Raw genomic sequence first — 17359 nt, forward strand, 5'->3', positions numbered from 1 at the left:
TACATTATCGAAAAATATGGGAATATCGGTAAATTAGAGTTTTTGCTCAATTGTTAAAGTGCCTTAGATAGATTAAGGTTAATATTAAAATAAGAACGATAAACGAGGAGTTACTGTGGATAAAATTTGGTTAAAGCGTTACCCAAAAGGTATGCCTGAAACAATTGATCCAGAGCACTACAACTCACTGCTTGAATTATTTGACAAAAGTTTTACAGAGTATGCGTCTTTACCTGCATACAGCAATATGTCAAAAACGATGACATATCAACAAGTTGATATTGCAACAAAAGCAGTTGCTAGCTATCTGCAAAATACATTAGGGTTGGGCCGAGGTGATAAAGTTGCGGTAATGATGCCAAACTTATTACAAACACCGATCAGTATTCTAGGTGTGCTCCGTGCTGGTTGCACTGTGGTTAATGTGAATCCTTTATACACAGCGCGTGAATTAGAGCACCAATTAAATGACTCTGAAGCTAAAGCAATCTTCATTCTAGCAAACTTTGCAAATACACTTGAGAGCGTGATTGATAAGACAAACGTAAAGCACATAGTACTTACTCAAATTGGCGATATGCTAGGTGGCGTAAAGAAGCATTTAGTCAACTTTGTAGTAAAACGTGTCAAGAAAATGGTCCCGCCTTTTTCATTACCAAGTGCAATTCCTTTTAATGAAGTTGTGAGCGCTGACCCAGGTGCTTACAAAGCCCCAGATATTCATAGAGATGACTTAGCATTTTTGCAATATACAGGTGGCACTACTGGTGTATCTAAAGGTGCAATGCTCTCACATGGCAACATGGTTGGTAATTTAGAACAAGTTTCTGGCTGTTTAGATAATGTACTTGATAAAGGTAAAGAAGTTGTGATTACTGCATTGCCTCTCTATCACATTTTTGCATTAACAGCGAACTGCTTAACATTTATGAAGTATGGTGGTCATAATATTTTGATCACAAATCCTCGTGATATGGCCGGTTTTGTTAAAGAGCTAGCTAAGTATCCGTTCACGGCTATTACAGGGGTGAATACTTTATTTAATGGTCTATTGAATACACCTGGATTTTCTGATTTAGACTTTTCTAATTTGAAAATGTCTCTAGGTGGAGGAATGGCAGTACAACGTCCGGTGGCTGAAAAGTGGCAGGCCGTTACTAAGAGTAAGCTAATGGAAGGTTATGGTCTTACGGAGTGTGCACCACTTGTAACAATTTGTCCTTATGATCTCGACGGATACAATGGGTCTATCGGTCTACCTGCACCAAGTACAGAGTTAAAAATTATTCTTGAGAATGGTGACGAAGCGCCTAAAGGTGAAGCTGGTGAACTTTGCGTAAAAGGGCCTCAGGTAATGCAAGGCTATTACAATCGCCCAGAGGCAACAGCCGAATGTCTAAATGATGGTTGGTTTGCTACGGGTGATATCGCGACTTATGATGATGAAGGATTCTTCTATATTGTAGATCGTAAGAAAGATATGATTCTAGTTTCAGGTTTCAATGTGTTCCCTAACGAAATCGAAGAGATTGTTGCTATGCACGAGGGTGTACTTGAGGTTGCCGCAATTGGGGTACCGCATGAAGTAAGCGGAGAACAAGTCAAAGTATTTGTTGTTAAAAAAGACCCATCTCTTACAGAAAAAGATATAATAAGTCACTGTCGAGATAATTTAACCAATTATAAAGTACCTAAACTAGTAGAATTCCGAGACGAGTTACCGAAAACTAACGTCGGAAAAATTCTTAGACGTGCTTTAAAAGATTGATAAAAACCGGCGAAAGCCGGTTTTTTTATAACCCAAGACTTAGGAGTGAAAGTGCAGTACCAAGTCATTACAGAGCAACAACAACTAGATGAATTTGTAAGCGCAATTGGTGGCGCAACAGTATTGGCTTTAGATACTGAGTTTATGCGTCGTCGTACTTTATATCCTGAAGTTGCACTAATCCAAGTTTATGATGGAGAAAATTTAGCATTAATAGATCCATTAGCAGCTTTAGATTATTCTAATTTTTGGGAAGTTTTGAAATCAGAAGATGTACTAAAAATACTTCATTCACCTTCCGAAGATATAGAAGTTTTCAACAATTTTGCAGGCTTTGTACCAACTCCTATGTTCGATACCCAATTCGCGTTGCAATTATTAGGTGAAGGCAATTGTGTTGGTTTTGCAAATATGGTGAAACAAATCCTTGAAATAGAGATTGATAAAAGCGAATCACGGACAAATTGGTTACAGCGACCATTGACTACAAAGCAGTTAGATTATGCAGCGAGTGATGTGTTTTATTTACTGCCATGCTTCAATCATATTTATAAACAAATTTCTGAAAAGGGCTTAACAGAAATTGTGCTTGAAGAAAGCCAATTGGTCATTGAAAAGCGTTCTTACGAACTACCCGACAAGTTACTCTATCAAGATATAAAAAATGCATGGCAGCTTAAACCTAGAGACTTAGCAACTTTGCAGCTGCTTGCTCCTTGGAGAAGAAGTAAGGCAAAAGATAAAAATCTCGCTTTAAACTTTGTTTTGAAAGAGCAGAACATGGTCGAGATTGCTAAACGTCGACCAACAAACATCTCATCTATGAGAAATATTCCTGGTGTTGAGGCAATGGAAGTTAATCGTTCTGGTAAGGAAATTTTGAAATTAGTAGAACAAGCTAAATCTGTTGATATTGAGCAGTGTCCTGAAAAATTACTTCGTTTAATTGATTACCCACAATATAAAAAAGCGGCAAAAGACATTTCTTCTAAAATCAAGCAAGTTGCTTGTAAAACTGAAATACCCGCAGAAGTTTTCGCATCAAAAAAACAAATCAACCAATTAATAAGTTGGAAATGGAAGCATACTGACAAAAGCAGAAGTGAGTTACTCAAACCCGATTTATTAAAATCATGGCGTTGGGAGTTTTTAAAAGATGCTCTTGCTGAGTGGCAATAGTTATATAAAAATTTTGAATTAAAAAAGCCTAGGCAATGCCTAGGCTTTTTTATTAAGATTTTTCATCATCTGGCAGGGTAACATTGAGTTCTAGTACTGCCAGATCATCCTCATTTTGTTCAAATTGGACATTAACTGCATCAGAGTCTACCTTCACGTACTTTCTGATGACATCTAAGATATCTTGTTTTAATTGTGGTAAGTAATCAGGCGTACCGCGTTTAGATCGCTCATGAGCAACGATAATTTGAAGGCGCTCTTTAGCTAGCGATGCGCTTGATTTCTTTTCTGATCGAAAATAATCGAGTAATGACATTCTATCCTCCAAATATGCGTTTGAATAAGCCTTTCTTTTCTACTTGTAAAAACCGGAAATCAACAACTTCGCCAAGTAGACGGTTTATCGCATCAGCATATGCTTGACCAGCATCTGATTCATTATCAAGGATAACAGGCTGTCCAGAGTTTGACGCATTTAATACAGCGGTTGACTCTGGGATTACACCTAATAAATCAATTGCAAGTATTTCTTGTACGTCTTCTACAGACAACATTTCACCCGAATTTACACGCTCTGGGTTGTAACGTGTAAGTAGCAGGTGCTCTTTAACAGGCTCAAGGCCTTGTTCAGCTCGTCGTGACTTACTTTGTAAAATGCCTAAGATACGGTCTGAATCTCGTACAGATGACACCTCAGGGTTTGTAGTTACAATCGCTTCGTCAGCAAAATAAAGTGCCATCATTGCACCTGCTTCGATACCTGCAGGCGAGTCGCAAACAATGTAATCAAATTCTTCTTTCAACTCATTTAAGACTTTTTCGACACCTTCTTTCGTTAAAGCATCTTTGTCACGTGTTTGAGACGCAGGAAGTATGTAAAGTTTTTCAACTCGTTTATCCTTAATTAGTGCTTGATTAAGGTTAGCTTCACCGTTAATAACATTTACAAAGTCATAAACAACTCTGCGTTCACACCCCATAATTAAGTCGAGATTTCTAAGGCCAATATCAAAGTCAATAATGGCTGTTTTGTATCCTTTAAGCGCAAGACCTGTACCAATTGCAGCGCTAGAGGTAGTTTTACCTACACCACCTTTACCTGAAGTTACGACAATAATTTTTGCCATCTGAATTATCCTTTGACCAAAGCTGTTATTTCTAAAGATTCGTTACGTTGTGTAATTTGTGCTGGCTGCTCCCAGTATTCACCTTGAAGTGATTCACTTAACCAATAGCTACCATTGATTGAAACTAGCTCAGCTTTTAATTGTTGACAATAAATTGCCGCGTCTTGAGCACCTGAGGCGCCAGCTATTGCACGTCCTCTTAAAGTACCATAAATATGGATGTTACCATCGGAAATGACTTCAGCACCGTGACTTACCGCACCTAAAACAATTAAATCTCTACCTTTTGCATAAATTTGTTGCCCAGAACGCACCGTTGTTTGAATGACTTGCGGTGGAAGATAAACCTCTTTTTCTACAACTTCAGTTGAATTGTTGTGCTTAGGTTTTTGTATATCTTGGCTGTAATTCAGCACAGATAAACCAACTTCTTTTGCAGCAACATTTTGCTGATCTGAGCCATTACAAACACCAACAGGGTTAAGTTGTAATGCAGACAAGGAATCTTTTAATTCTGTAAAATTAACTTGCTCTTCTTGAACTTGAGCTAGATTTACGACAATTGGTGCGCCTTCAAAGAACTTTGGGGCTTGAGATATTTTTTCATCCAGCTCTTTGCGTAATTGAGCTAAATCGATAGTAAATAGATGTAATACAGAAAGAGTAAAAAGGTTGCCTTTTAACTCGAATGTTTGTTCAGACATATTACGCAGTTCTTATAATTATCCAGTTTATAAAATTAGAAAGAGTCAGCGCAAAGGTAATGATGAATGCAGCTTGAGTGTATGCCATTACTCGCTAAACTTTCCAATTATATTTTTAGTCATGTTATAGTGCTGTCAAGATATAAGCAAGAATTTATAGGGTTATAATGCTTACTGCGGTCTACAAAAGCTCAAAAAGAGCAGATACTTATCTTTTTATAGAAAAACGAGATGATTTTAGCAAAATTCCTGAACCTCTTATGGGTATGTTTGGCACACCAATTTACGTCATGATGTTCGATTTAGCTAAGAGAGAACGCTTAGGTGTAGCTGATATCAATCTTGTTCAGTCTGAGTTAACTGAAAAAGGGTTTTATTTACAATTACCACCAAAAGAAGACAATCTTTTAGATGAATTAAAAAAACAAAACGGAGTAGATAGTGTCTAAATTCTTTCTTCCTGTATTAATTGCTTCAAGTCTTTCGTTTTCAGCATTTGCAAATACACAAGCAAAATTCGATGAGTATGTTTCAAAGTTAAAAGTTGAGGCACTTGAGAAAGGTTATAGTCAAACCTTAATTGATGAGGCTTTTGCAACTGTCAAATTCAAAAAGAAAGTCATTAAAGCGGATAAAAACCAGCCCGAAGTGGTTGAAACCTTAGAGACATACCTACCTAAACGAGTACCGCAATGGAAAGTTGATAGAGCGAGAAGTCTTTATGCAAAACATAAACCTGTTCTTGAAAAAATAGCGAATGAATATGGTGTACAAGCAAGATTCATCGTCGCTCTATGGGGTCTTGAAAGTAATTTTGGTCGTATTCAAGGCGGTCACCCAGTGATCAGCTCAGTGGTGACATTAGCATTTGATGGTAGACGAGAAGCTCTATATAAGCGTCAACTTTGGGCTGCACTAGATATTTTAAAAGATGGCCATATCAGCTTGGATAAATTCAAAGGATCTTGGGCCGGTGCTATGGGTCAAACGCAATTTATGCCTACCTCTTTTAATGCGTATGCAGTTGATTACGACGGCGATGGTCGAAAAGATATATGGACGACTGAAGTAGATGCTTTTGCTTCTATTGCAAATTATTTAAAACAAGCTGGTTGGAATGACAACCTTACTTGGGGACGCCAGATTAAGTTACCTGAAAATTTTGACCACAAATACGTTTTGAAGCGTGGCACTAAAACACGTAAGCAGTGGTTGGAATATTGGAAGGATTCAGAGCGTTCGTTAGACGCATGGCAAACACTTGGGTTGAGAAGAACAGATGGCTCAGATTTGCCTAAAGTAGATATAACAGCAGCATTGGTTATGCCTGATGATATCAATGGGCGCATGTACCTAGCCTATGATAACTACAAAGCTTTAATGCATTGGAATCGTTCTTACTATTTTGCAACAAGCGTTGGTTATCTATCAGATAGAATAGGGTACCCGAAAATCTAGTACTATTTTGTTATAAAAAAGGCAGCTTCAATGCTGCCTTTTTTGATTGGGCATAATGCCTGCAAGTGTGAAATTATTTCTTAAGAAGCTTATCTTTTAAGTCAATTACTTTACTGACTGAAGAGCCTAGTTTCATAAGCGTCTGTAATTGCTCAGGTGAGAGTCGTTGTAACTCAGCAGACCATTTAGTGACAGTTTCTAATAAATCATGTATTTGCTGCATCTGCTCTTGTGCATAAGCCTCTTCATTAGACTCAGCCGGTTCAATAATTGAATCTCTTAGTAAAGTAAGCGTTGGATCGATTTCTCTTTTTCTTCGTTCTTCAAAAACTTTATTAGCTAAGTCCCAAATTGATCCATTTGGTGCATAGTATTCTTTTCTATCACCAGGCACATGAATGACTTTAACCAGTTGCCATGATTGTAGCTCTTTAATACCCATACTGACATTACCACGGCTGACCCGAAGCGCTTCAGCAATCTCATTTGCACTTAAAGGTTGCTCACTAATCACTAACAAGCCAACCATTTGACCAATAGTTCGGTTAAAACCCCAACGACTGCCCATTTCACCACAGTGCAATACAAAGTTTTCTAGTTTCTGAGATAAAATCATTTTTAAAGTTTCAGTAAAATTTGAAAGTCAATTTAGACTTAGCAGAATTTAATTGCAAGGAAATTATTGAATAAATATGAAGGAGATCAATAAAAACAAAAAAGAGGAGCAGGGCTCCTCTTTAAAATATTAAGATAATTAATTATCTTACTGCGAACATGATTAGGCCAGGCAGTACGAAGAAAGAACCAAGTACATAACCTAGAGCTGCAGGTTTATTTTCTGCGCCAATCTTAGCAAGTTTATCAGCAAGCTGTAATGGAATTTCACGTAGAAGTGGCATACCGTAGATAAGTGCTACTGCGAATACATTAAACATTACATGAACAAGGGCAATAGTCAGTGCTACTTCTGCTGCAGGGCCAGTGATAGAGGTCGCTGCTAGAAGCGCTGTAATAGTTGTGCCAATGTTTGCGCCTAGTGTAAATGGATAGATTTGACGTGTTGTAAATACACCGCTACCTGCTAGAGGGATCATTAGACTAGTAGTAGTCGATGATGACTGAACCATTACCGTAACTGCAGCACCTGAAGTGATACCTGCAATTGGACCTCGACCGATTGCACCATGTAGTAAATCTTTTGCCTTTCCTACCAGTGCTTTTTTCAATAATTTTCCTAAGGTCGTTACTGCAAATAGGATCATTGCAATACCGATAATAACCATAGCAATACCAACTGCTTTACCGTCTAAGAAGCTTACTGCATCTTTTACTAAGCCCACAGCTGGTTTTACTAGTGGCTTAATGAAGTTATAGCTTTTAAGCGAAAGGTCTGCATCACCGACAAATAAATGTGCCAAGCTTGATGCGAATTTTTCTAATAAACCAAACATGATTTCAAGCGGTAAGAAAATTAGTACAGCAAGTAGATTAAAGAAGTCATGAACTGTTGATGCTGAAAATGCGCGTTGAAATTCTTCTTTAGAACGAATATGGCCAATAGAAACCAACGTATTAGTGATTGTAGTACCAATATTTGCACCCATTACCATTGGGATTGCAATGCTGATAGGTAAACCACCTGCAACTAAACCAACAATTACAGATGTTACAGTCGATGAAGACTGAACAAGTGCAGTTGCGAGTGCACCAAGTAATAATGCAACAAATGGGTTGGTTGCGAATGAGAAAATTTCTTTAGCGCCAGCACTACCGCCAGATGCTAATTTAAAACCACCACTGACTGTACCAACGGCAACTAATACTAAATAAACCAAGAAAGCAATTGCTGCCCAGTTTAAGATTTTATTGAAAAGTGTTTGCTGATTAGAAGCACTCATAATGTTCTCGTTTTGTTTATGCCTTATATGGCATTTTCATGAAGTTTTTGTTTCAGGCGGCATTAGAACAGAGAAATATTACAGAAATATTTCATTTTGGTGGAGTATTAAACAAACGACAGAGTAGCTTGTAACATAGTAGTCTTAATGCTTATGAAACAGTTAGTTACATATGATGAATTTTACATTTGTTTACAACGTCATTAATGTATTATTTTATACAATCCATATTTGATCCATAGTTGGTTCATAAATTGTAAATATTAATAATTCTTAATTTGTTTTCTTTGATGCGTTTTTGTTATTTTTTTGTTTTAAGTATTTTTTGTTTGCTTTGTAGCTTTACTACAAAAGCACATCAACTTGTCCTCGATAAGCAAAACTCTGTCTATGATCTTAAAGACTTTAGTTTAATGTACCTCAACTATGATGGTAGGGATTTTGATATTTCTTCTGTTATTGATAAATCTAATTGGCGCCATGCAGGTACTTTAAAACAAAAACCACAGATTGAGAATTACAGCAAGTGGTTGAAATTGGAAATCGATAATAAGTCAGAATTTGAAGATTGGTTTGTATCATTCGGTTATGCAAGACTTCCACTTCTAAGAATTTATGAAGTGAATAACGAAAGCTTAAATATAAAGTTTGAATTGAGTGCTGATAATTCATTCTATGATAGGCCAATTTACGACCCTCAACTTTATATACCTTTAAAATTCGAAGTTGCTACCAAACGTACTCTATTAATTGAATATCGCACATTCGCAAATGCACCAGCTAACATTAGGCTGCATAATTATAATCATTACTTAGCGACTTCACAAAAAAGCACACTTATAAATGGTGCAATCGCTGGTATTGTAGTAGCTATACTTCTGATTATTTGTGTCAATTTATTCTTTAATCCGAATAAAACCAACATCTTTTACGCACTATGGACATTCACCTTTTTTATGATTGTGCTTGATATGTCTGGTTTTACTTCTAAGTACTTTTGGCCGATGTTAGGTGGGGAATCAAGTATTTTCTCTACGTTACTGATGACATCAGTCCCCATTTTTCATTTGCTATTTATAAAAAGTTTTTTACAGTTAAGGCAATTTAATATCAGGCTTCATAAAATCTACACTAATATACTGTATCTTTATTGCCTCTTAATTCCAGTCTCTCTTTGGTTCAATACAGTATTTTTCAACTTAGTATTAAGTACTCTTATCATACCTTTGTTTTTATTCACAGCCTACTGGAGTTGGTTCCAAAGTGCGCCTGGGATAAGAGTTTTTTCATTGAGCCTTTTCAATCATGTTTTGTTTGTGAATGTATTGACCATAGTTGGTGCAAGCTACGGTAATATTTTTCCTAGCCTTGAGATTTCAGACTATATAAAAATTGGTTATCTACTTGAAGTCGCTTTATTCACAGTTGCTCTGGCCATGCAAAATAAATCTGTACAAAATCAATTGGTGACATACTTGCAAAGACAGGTGGATGTACTTAATAAAAACCTGTCGGAAGAGAAAATTCAACAAGCGACAAGTATAGAAGCGGTTAAGCAAAAAGAGGAAAAGCTCTTCGCTGATCTGTCTCATGAATTAAGAACGCCACTGACAGTTATGAAAATACAAGTTGAGTCTTTGCAACATAATATTGTTGATAATGTGCATACAAGTTATGGAAAATTAATGAATAAGATTGATGAGCTTAATTCGTTTATAGATCATTTAATGCAAGTATCGCCAAATGCAAAACCTGTTAAGGTTACAGTTCATACTATTGAAGACTTAATATCGGATGTAAAATCCATCGATGTTGACCCAAATGAGCTAATTCTTACATTACCAACAATCAAACATTTTACTTCTGAACAGCTTAAGATGTTAGTTGAATACGATCCACAAGGCTTGTCAACAGTCTTTAATGAGTGTTGTCATAATGCCATTTCACATGGTGGCTCAGAAATGAATATTTCTATAGATATTGATGATGAGTCTAATTCTGTTGTGATAAACCTAGATAACTCTGGTGAAGCAATTTCAGATAACGTTTTTAAAGACATATTTAACCCACTTGTTCGTTTAGACGATGCTAGACAAAACTCCAGTAAGCATAAAGGGGTTGGCTTAAGCCTGTGTAAGCAGATTATTGCAGCGAATAATGGGCAAGTATTTGCGTCAAATGGCGTACTTGGGGGTTTGAGTATTCACATTGTTTTACCGTTAAAAATGTAACAAAGCATTTAAACTTCAATTTACACATGGTTTTTTTATTAGGCTCTGGCAAACTGTCAAAAATATCTTTATTTGGATAAATCATGTTTAAATACTCTCTCATCGCAATGGCATTAACAGCTTCTTTAGTCGGTTGTAGTGCCACTAGTACGAATACTTCGAATATTAATGAAACTCAACAACAGATTAATCAAAATGAGTTAGTTAACACATTAAGTGAAGAATATTTCAATTCAATGGTGGCTCTTAGTCCTATATCTGGCACCTATATGGGTAAACCTGGTGTCAATGATAAGTTTGACGCCGCTGCTACAAATGCAAGCCTTAAAAAAACACAAAACCTTTTGACATCTTATCAACAGAAGCTAGATAAAATTGATAAAAATAACTTATCTGGTCAAGCCTTACTAAGCTATGAAATTCTAAAACGCGATCTAGCATTCTCAAAACGAGGTTTTGAATTTCCTAGTTATATGATGCCCATAAATCAAATGTCTGGTTTGCACAATGTATTTGCCGGATTAGGTTCAGGTCAGAGTGCCCAACCATTTAACACAGTTGAAGATTACAATAATTTCATTTCTAGGGCTGATGGTTTTGTAAATTGGCTGTCAGGTATAGAGTCAAACATGCGTCTTGGTATAACAAAAGAGGTTGTTTTACCTAAAGCACTTACCAAAAAGCTAATACCTCAATTTGAAGCACACATTGTTGAAGATGTGACTCAATCTGTATTTTGGGGACCTATAACTAACTTCCCAGATTCTTTCACACTAGAAGATAAAAAAGCACTAAAGGATAAGTATAAGTCAATGATCCTTAATAAGCTTGTGCCAGCTTATACTAAAATGACAACATTCTTGAAAGAAGAATACTTACCTAATAGTCGCAATTCAGTTGGGTATAGCGCATTACCGAATGGTGAAGCTTGGTATGAATATCAAATAGCAACTCACACAACTTTAGATTTAAGTGCCGATGAAATACACAAGATCGGTCTAAATGAAGTTACTCGTATCAGGAACGAAATGGAGTGGGTGAAAGAGCAACTTAATTTTAAAGGCGATCTTCAGGCGTTCTTTAAGTTCTTACGAGAAGATGAACAGTTTTACTTTAAAAATTCAGAAGATCTTATTGCAGCTTACGTAGAGGCAAAAGAGAAAATTGATTCTCGTGTTCATTTACTATTTGATGTCGCTCCTAAAGCTGATTATGAAGTGAAGCTAGTTGAAGCTTTTCGTGCTGAGTCTGCAGCTGGTGCATCTTATGCCGCTCCTGCACCGGATGGTACTAGGCCAGGTGTATTCTATATCAATGCACATAATTTAAAAGCTCAGCCTAAGTTTTTAGTAGAAACTCTTTCTATACATGAAGCAGCGCCAGGGCATCATTTTCAAATTGCACTTCAACAAGAAGTAAAGGGACTACCAAGCTTTAGGAAGTTTGGTGGTTATACAGTTTTCGCGGAAGGGTGGGCACTTTATGCAGAAAGCTTGGGTAAAGATTTAGGGTTATTCACTGATCCATTGATGTGGTACGGTCGTTTGGTTGATGAGCAGCTTAGGGCAATGCGTCTAGTTGTTGATACTGGTTTGCACTCAAAAGGTTGGTCTCGTGATCAAGCTATAAAATTTATGTTAGACAATTCGTCGATGGCCGAATCTGATGTGACAGCAGAAGTTGAAAGGTATATAGGCTGGCCTGGTCAGGCAGTATCCTATAAAGTCGGACAGTTTAAAATTCAAGAGTTAAGAGATTATTCAGAGCAAAAGCTAGGTGACAAATTTGATATTAAAGCATTTCATACGCAAATTTTGATTGATGGCGCATTACCAATGCCGATACTAGAAAGTAAAATTAAAAAGTGGGTTGAAAAACAATTGTAATCAAAGCAAGGGTCAATATTTTTTGGCCCTTTGCTTGTTCTACGCCCTTAAAGTAAAATTTAGCAGTTAGAAGTAATCTGAGAATAAAATGGGCGCAGAACAATTTTGGCAAACTACATCACTAGAGCAAATGACTGACCAGGAATGGGAGAGTATCTGCGATGGTTGCGGTAAGTGTTGCCTACACTCTTTTATAGACAGTGATGAAGAAGACTTCACAAGCACTGATCATTTGCGTGAGGGTGAAACACTTATTTACTCAAGTTTAGTATGTCAGTATATCGATGAAAAAACTTGTGCATGTACACGTTATTCGGAAAGACAAACACTTGTTCCTTCCTGTGTAAAACTCACTAAAGAGAATCTAAAAGATATTTTCTTTATGCCAAATAGCTGTAGCTATAGACGTTTACACGAAGGCAGGGGGTTAGCGAGCTGGCATCCTTTGTTAAATCAAGGAACGAAAGACAAGATGAACGAACTCGGTATAAGTATTCAAGGTAGAGTAACTAAGGACAATACGGTAGATATAGAAGAATACTTCGAAGATTTTATAGTAGACTGGCCTGAATTCGATTGTGATTAGCTATCACTTAAAGAGCTAGCTTATTAAGCTGGCTCTTTTATTATTTCAGTGTTTCAGCTTATTGGTAAGTTAACCTCGATTTTAAGTCCACCTAATTCACTTTCAGAAGCTTTAATCTCACCACGATGTAAATCAACAATTTGCTTCACAATTGACAAGCCTATACCGTGTCCGGGTGTTTCCGTATTTGTTATGGTTGGAACTCGAAAAAGGTGATCAAATATTTTCCCTAAATGCTCTTTTGGAACGCTTGGGTGACTATCTTGAACAGTTATTCTGAAACGTGTATCACTAACATCAAAGTACACTCCAATTTGACCATCTTTATGAGTGTATTTTTTTGCATTACTGAATAGGTTTGCAATTAACTGTTTTATTCTAAGCGGGTCTATATTTGCAAAGGTTTTTTGTAATTGACTGTTAGCAACTGTGAGTGTTTGCTCAGTAGGTTGGGTTGTTAATTCATCATGAATATCCTTCACAAATTTCTGAAGATCAATTTCTTCGGTGCTCAGTGTAAAGTTAGCTGTCTCAAGTTTTGCTAGGCCAGCCAAGTCTTTAACTAAATGGTTAAGATCAGTCAGTTTTTCGCTTATTTTTGTCAGGTTTTCTGGTTTACACTCAATTATTTCATGCTGCATTGCTTCAATATGCAAACTAGCTACTGTAACAGGGTTACTGAGATCATGCGCTATTTGTGAAAATAATTGGTTTCTTTGTTCTAGTAGTTTATTAAGGTGTAAGCCTTGTTGTTGTTCTAATACACGCCTTTGCCTTATTTTAATATATATAATGAGTGTGAAAGATATGAATACAATAAATAGTATGACGAAGACCATTTGTTGGTTTTGCTGACGCGCTAGTGCGTTACTTATGATTAGATTTTCTTGCTCTTTCTCAGCGAGTTTTTGTTCTTTTTTCTTAGTTTCTATCGTATTTTGTAAATATGCCAATCTTTTCGCATAGTTTTCTTTATGCGCTGCAGTTTGTAATTCGAGTAAGTTAGACTGGATCTGATAGGCATTTTCGAAATCTTTGAGCTTTGAGTAAGCTCGGTGCATAATACTTAGGCTGATTTTCCTTCTATCTTTGAGTGTGCTTTTATCACCAAACTCATATGCTTGCTTGGCATAACTTAATGCAAGTAATGGTTTATTAATTGAGAGAGACAACTCTCCTAAGTGATTCCATACAGAAGTTTTTAAATGGAAATCTTTTTTAATAGTTTTAAGAAATGTTAAATTTTCTTTTTCAAGTGAAAGAGCTTTTTTCAGCTCACCTTTTCCTGCATAGTTTAAAGCCATATTATGCTTAGACCACGCAATATTTCGCGTATTACTTATGGCGCTAAATACCGAAATAGCTTCTTGCGCATGTTCAATTCCATCGTCGTAAAGCTTTAGTTTATAAGCTTGATATGCAAGCTTTGTAAGACTGTGACCAATATCCTGTTTATTATCTGTTTTTCTGTCTAGTGTCAGTGCTTGCTGAAATTTGTTATAGGACAGTTCATGTTCACCGATCTTATCGTAAGAGTCAGCTATACCATATAAAGTACTTGCCATTTTACTTTGCGACACTTTTAATTTGGTATTTAGTTCATAACCTTTCAATTTGTATTCTAAGGCAGTTTGAAACTCTCCAAGATGGTCATAAGCGCGTCCATAAAAGTAATAAATTGAAGATAAATTTTTTGAACTGAGTTTATTTTCATTTTCGTTATGAAAAGATTGAACAATCTCAATGCCTTTACGGTAATGACTTGTTCTCAATTCAATCGACGCTTGCCTTGTGATAGCACCAGTTAAGATTGATAAATTTGGTGTTTTTTTGAAGTGATATATCGCTTTTTTGATTGTCCTTCGCGAATCCTCATAATCATCATTGTGGTACTGAACGTCAGCTAACTCTCTATATAAACGACCTTTATTAATATGATCATAATTAAAACTTGGTTCTCTGATTTCGTTCAGTAATTTCTGTTTTGCTTCATCTATACGTCCTGCATTACTAAGGGCTCTACTAAAATTAACAAAGTATTCGCATGCAGAAGCTTGATCTAAAAGATTTGAAGGCACAATTTCTTCAAGTGCAGTTAGTCGCATTTCATTATTTGCAAAGTTTTGTATAGCTTTGATTTCGTCAATACTAGTTGCTTTAGCTTGTGTTGAAAATATAGCTAGAAAATATAAGAACATAAGCATTCTTGACGTGGGCACTTTTATTCGCTCCTTGCAAAAAAATTGCGTATTTTACATTTTAGTTCTTAAGGTGCAATCGCAAAAAACACATGTTCTATACTAATTACACTTAAGATTTTTATTTTTTGGTCGAATATATAAAGCGTAACACTAAAAAATTTGTTAAAAAAGAGTTGCAAAGGTTGCGTTCATATAAAAATAAGTAGGATCCACATGCTCCAATCATTACGTTTTTCGACCAAAGTAACTGCTGCGGCGTCTTTGGTTTTGGTGATCATCTTAGGGCTGTTCACAATCAATAACTTCATTGTTATGAGAGCCCAAACACAAGAACAACTTACCGCTGTTTTGCACGAAATATCAAATTCAGTTTCACAAAATATCGCGAATTGGCTCAATGACAGACTTAAGATTATAGAATCTGTTGCAAAAGGCCATAAACAAACAGACACTGAAGCACAAATTTTAAGGCGTCTTAAAACAGCAGATATTGCCGGTGAGTTTAAAAATACTTATATCGGCATGCCTGATGGCACATTCGTCCTAGACGACCCTTCTATTCAATTGCCACCAGATTACGATGCCACAACTCGGCCTTGGTATAAGCTTGCTGAGCAAAAACGTTCTACTGCATTCACTACACCTTATATTGACGTAACGACAAATGAGTTAACTATCTCTGCTGTGGTGCCCTTATTTGAAAGTGGCCGACTAAGCGCTGTTGCTGGTGGTGATATTGATATGGCCACCATTACAGACATCATAAACGAAATTGACTTCTTAGGTTTTGGTTACGGCTTTTTACTTGATAGTGAAGGCAGAATTCTTTCTCACCCAAATACGAGATTAAATGACAAACCAATGACTGACTTGTTTGGAAAGCGTCTTTCTTTACAAAGTGAATTCGTTGAAATGCAGTTAGAGGGTGTAGAAAAAATAGTGTCTTTCGTACCAATGAAAGGCATTAATAACGTTAATTGGTATCTAGGTGTCGTAATTAATAAAGAGATTGCCTACTCATCGGTGTCTTCATTTAGAAATATGGCATTGATTTATCTTGTTATCGGTGTGTTGGCAATTGTTGTGATGCTTCAGTTATTGCTTAAATACTTGATGAGACCTGTAAAAGAATTAAATGATGCGATCAAAAATATTGCTCAGGGTGAAGGTGATCTTACTCAACGATTAAGTTGTTCTAGTGAAGATGAATTTGGTGAGTTGTCGACTCAATTTAATATCTTTGTAGACAAAATTCATGACTCTATCAAGCAAGTGCGAGAGTCTACCCTTACTCTACAACAATCCATTACCAGTATGAATGAGCAAGCGAATGATGCTTTGTCATTATATAACGACCAAACAAAGCGTACTGATAGTGTTGCAACTGCTATTAATGAATTATCTTCCAGTGCACAAGAAATAAGTAGTAATGCGCATAATGCTTCAGAACTTGCTTCTGAAGCAAACAAACTCAGTGCAGATAGCCAAGATGTGCTCAATTCAAATATTTCCGGTATCTCTTCTTTGAGTGACAAGATGGCTCAAGCACAAGACACAGTAACCAGTCTTGATCAACATTCAGCTAGCATCGGACAAGTACTTGAAGTGATAAAAGGTGTAAGTGAACAAACTAATCTCTTGGCGCTTAATGCCGCAATCGAAGCTGCAAGGGCGGGGGAAGCTGGTAGAGGCTTTGCAGTCGTAGCTGATGAAGTAAGACAACTTGCACAACGTACACAAGAATCTACCCAAGAAATAGAAAATACTATTTCAGACCTTCAACTTGGCTCAAGTACAGCTGTTGCCGTTATGGTTGAAGCACTGAAGGATTCATCAGAAAGTGCAGATAAAGCTGCTGCTGCAGGTGATAAAATGCAATCTGTTACATCTGCCATAGATGCTATTGATGGCGTAAACCATGCTGTAGCTAGTGCCACACAACAACAAAACGATGTCATACATAATTTAGATTCTGATATTCACCACATCAGTGACATTAGTAAACAAGGTGTAGATAACCTTCATCAGACTTTAGAAGAATGTAGAACACTTCAAGCTCAATTTAGAAACTTAGAAGAGATGTTATTAAAGTTTAAAGTTTAAAGTTTAATAACATTAAAACTCTAATATAAAAGCTCCTGTTGGAGCTTTTATATTTTTAGCAATGATAGGGTATAAGTAAAACTAAAGAAGCAGCATAAGTCGAAATTAATTATATCATTATCTTGTAAGTCTATTTAAATCAATTATTACACCTGTAATAAAATTGTATTTTTTGCGCAACACCACTGTCATTTTACCTATTTAAACTGCACGCAATT

The 17359-nt window shown here is 36.4% G+C and carries 14 protein-coding genes; 8 read left to right on the top strand and 6 right to left on the bottom strand.

Annotated elements, in window-relative coordinates:
* The first annotated feature begins 115 nt into the window (after window positions 1-115).
* Window positions 116-1768, top strand: coding sequence for a long-chain-fatty-acid--CoA ligase FadD (fadD, locus tag PP2015_RS21395; protein WP_058032508.1), 1653 nt, complete (start codon window positions 116-118; stop codon window positions 1766-1768).
* A 51-nt stretch (window positions 1769-1819) separates the two neighbouring features.
* Window positions 1820-2947, top strand: coding sequence for a ribonuclease D (rnd, locus tag PP2015_RS21400; protein WP_058032509.1), 1128 nt, complete (start codon window positions 1820-1822; stop codon window positions 2945-2947).
* Window positions 2948-2999: 52 nt separating this feature from the next.
* Here the strand turns inward: rnd and minE are convergent, their stop codons facing one another.
* Genes minE through minC form a run of 3 tightly spaced genes read right to left on the bottom strand, consistent with a single transcriptional unit; the run spans window position 3000 to window position 4778 of the window.
* Entirely contained in the window at window positions 3000-3263 is a 264-nt protein-coding gene (minE, locus tag PP2015_RS21405; protein ID WP_058032510.1) for a cell division topological specificity factor MinE, read from the bottom strand.
* A 1-nt stretch (window position 3264) separates the two neighbouring features.
* Window positions 3265-4074, bottom strand: coding sequence for a septum site-determining protein MinD (minD, locus tag PP2015_RS21410; RefSeq protein ID WP_058032511.1), 810 nt, complete (start codon window positions 4072-4074; stop codon window positions 3265-3267).
* Window positions 4075-4079: 5 nt separating this feature from the next.
* The gene (gene minC / locus PP2015_RS21415; RefSeq protein WP_058032512.1) at window positions 4080-4778 is read right to left on the bottom strand and encodes a septum site-determining protein MinC; all 699 of its coding nucleotides are present in this window, start codon (window positions 4776-4778) and stop codon (window positions 4080-4082) included.
* A 167-nt stretch (window positions 4779-4945) separates the two neighbouring features.
* Between minC and PP2015_RS21420 the strand changes: the two genes are divergently transcribed.
* Both PP2015_RS21420 and PP2015_RS21425 read left to right on the top strand, forming a co-directional pair.
* A complete protein-coding gene (locus PP2015_RS21420) occupies window positions 4946-5227 on the top strand; it encodes a YcgL domain-containing protein (RefSeq protein WP_058032513.1) in 282 nt (93 codons plus the stop codon).
* Complete coding sequence (locus tag PP2015_RS21425; protein WP_405127370.1) at window positions 5220-6236, top strand: lytic murein transglycosylase; 1017 nt, start codon at window positions 5220-5222, stop codon at window positions 6234-6236. The genes PP2015_RS21420 and PP2015_RS21425 overlap by 8 nt, the downstream gene beginning before the upstream one ends.
* Before the next feature lie 73 nt (window positions 6237-6309).
* On the opposite strand, the gene PP2015_RS21430 is transcribed toward PP2015_RS21425, so the two are convergent.
* Window positions 6310-6852, bottom strand: a complete 543-nt coding sequence (locus PP2015_RS21430; RefSeq protein WP_058032515.1) for a GbsR/MarR family transcriptional regulator — start codon at window positions 6850-6852, stop codon at window positions 6310-6312.
* A gap of 142 nt (window positions 6853-6994) precedes the next feature.
* Window positions 6995-8134 (bottom strand): Na/Pi symporter, encoded by a 1140-nt coding sequence (locus PP2015_RS21435; protein ID WP_058032516.1) that lies wholly within the window; start codon window positions 8132-8134, stop codon window positions 6995-6997.
* 290 nt (window positions 8135-8424) lie between these two features.
* Here PP2015_RS21435 and PP2015_RS21440 point away from each other — a divergent pair, with 290 nt between their 5' ends.
* From PP2015_RS21440 to PP2015_RS21450, 3 genes are all read left to right on the top strand, one after another.
* Window positions 8425-10365 carry a sensor histidine kinase gene (locus PP2015_RS21440; protein ID WP_058032517.1) on the top strand — a complete coding sequence of 647 codons (1941 nt, stop codon included), beginning with the start codon at window positions 8425-8427 and terminating at the stop codon, window positions 10363-10365.
* A gap of 83 nt (window positions 10366-10448) precedes the next feature.
* The gene (locus PP2015_RS21445; RefSeq protein ID WP_058032518.1) at window positions 10449-12251 is read left to right on the top strand and encodes a DUF885 domain-containing protein; all 1803 of its coding nucleotides are present in this window, start codon (window positions 10449-10451) and stop codon (window positions 12249-12251) included.
* Window positions 12252-12339: 88 nt separating this feature from the next.
* The gene (locus tag PP2015_RS21450; protein WP_058032519.1) at window positions 12340-12837 is read left to right on the top strand and encodes a YcgN family cysteine cluster protein; all 498 of its coding nucleotides are present in this window, start codon (window positions 12340-12342) and stop codon (window positions 12835-12837) included.
* A 53-nt stretch (window positions 12838-12890) separates the two neighbouring features.
* Here the strand turns inward: PP2015_RS21450 and PP2015_RS21455 are convergent, their stop codons facing one another.
* Window positions 12891-15035 carry a tetratricopeptide repeat-containing sensor histidine kinase gene (locus PP2015_RS21455; protein WP_169792737.1) on the bottom strand — a complete coding sequence of 715 codons (2145 nt, stop codon included), beginning with the start codon at window positions 15033-15035 and terminating at the stop codon, window positions 12891-12893.
* Between the two features lie 216 nt (window positions 15036-15251).
* On the opposite strand from PP2015_RS21455, the gene PP2015_RS21460 reads away from it, so the two are divergent.
* A complete protein-coding gene (locus tag PP2015_RS21460) occupies window positions 15252-17141 on the top strand; it encodes a methyl-accepting chemotaxis protein (protein WP_058032521.1) in 1890 nt (629 codons plus the stop codon).
* The last annotated feature ends 218 nt before the right edge of the window (window positions 17142-17359 follow it).

Origin of the sequence: Pseudoalteromonas phenolica (assembly GCF_001444405.1) — a bacterium.
Taxonomy (GTDB): domain Bacteria; phylum Pseudomonadota; class Gammaproteobacteria; order Enterobacterales; family Alteromonadaceae; genus Pseudoalteromonas; species Pseudoalteromonas phenolica.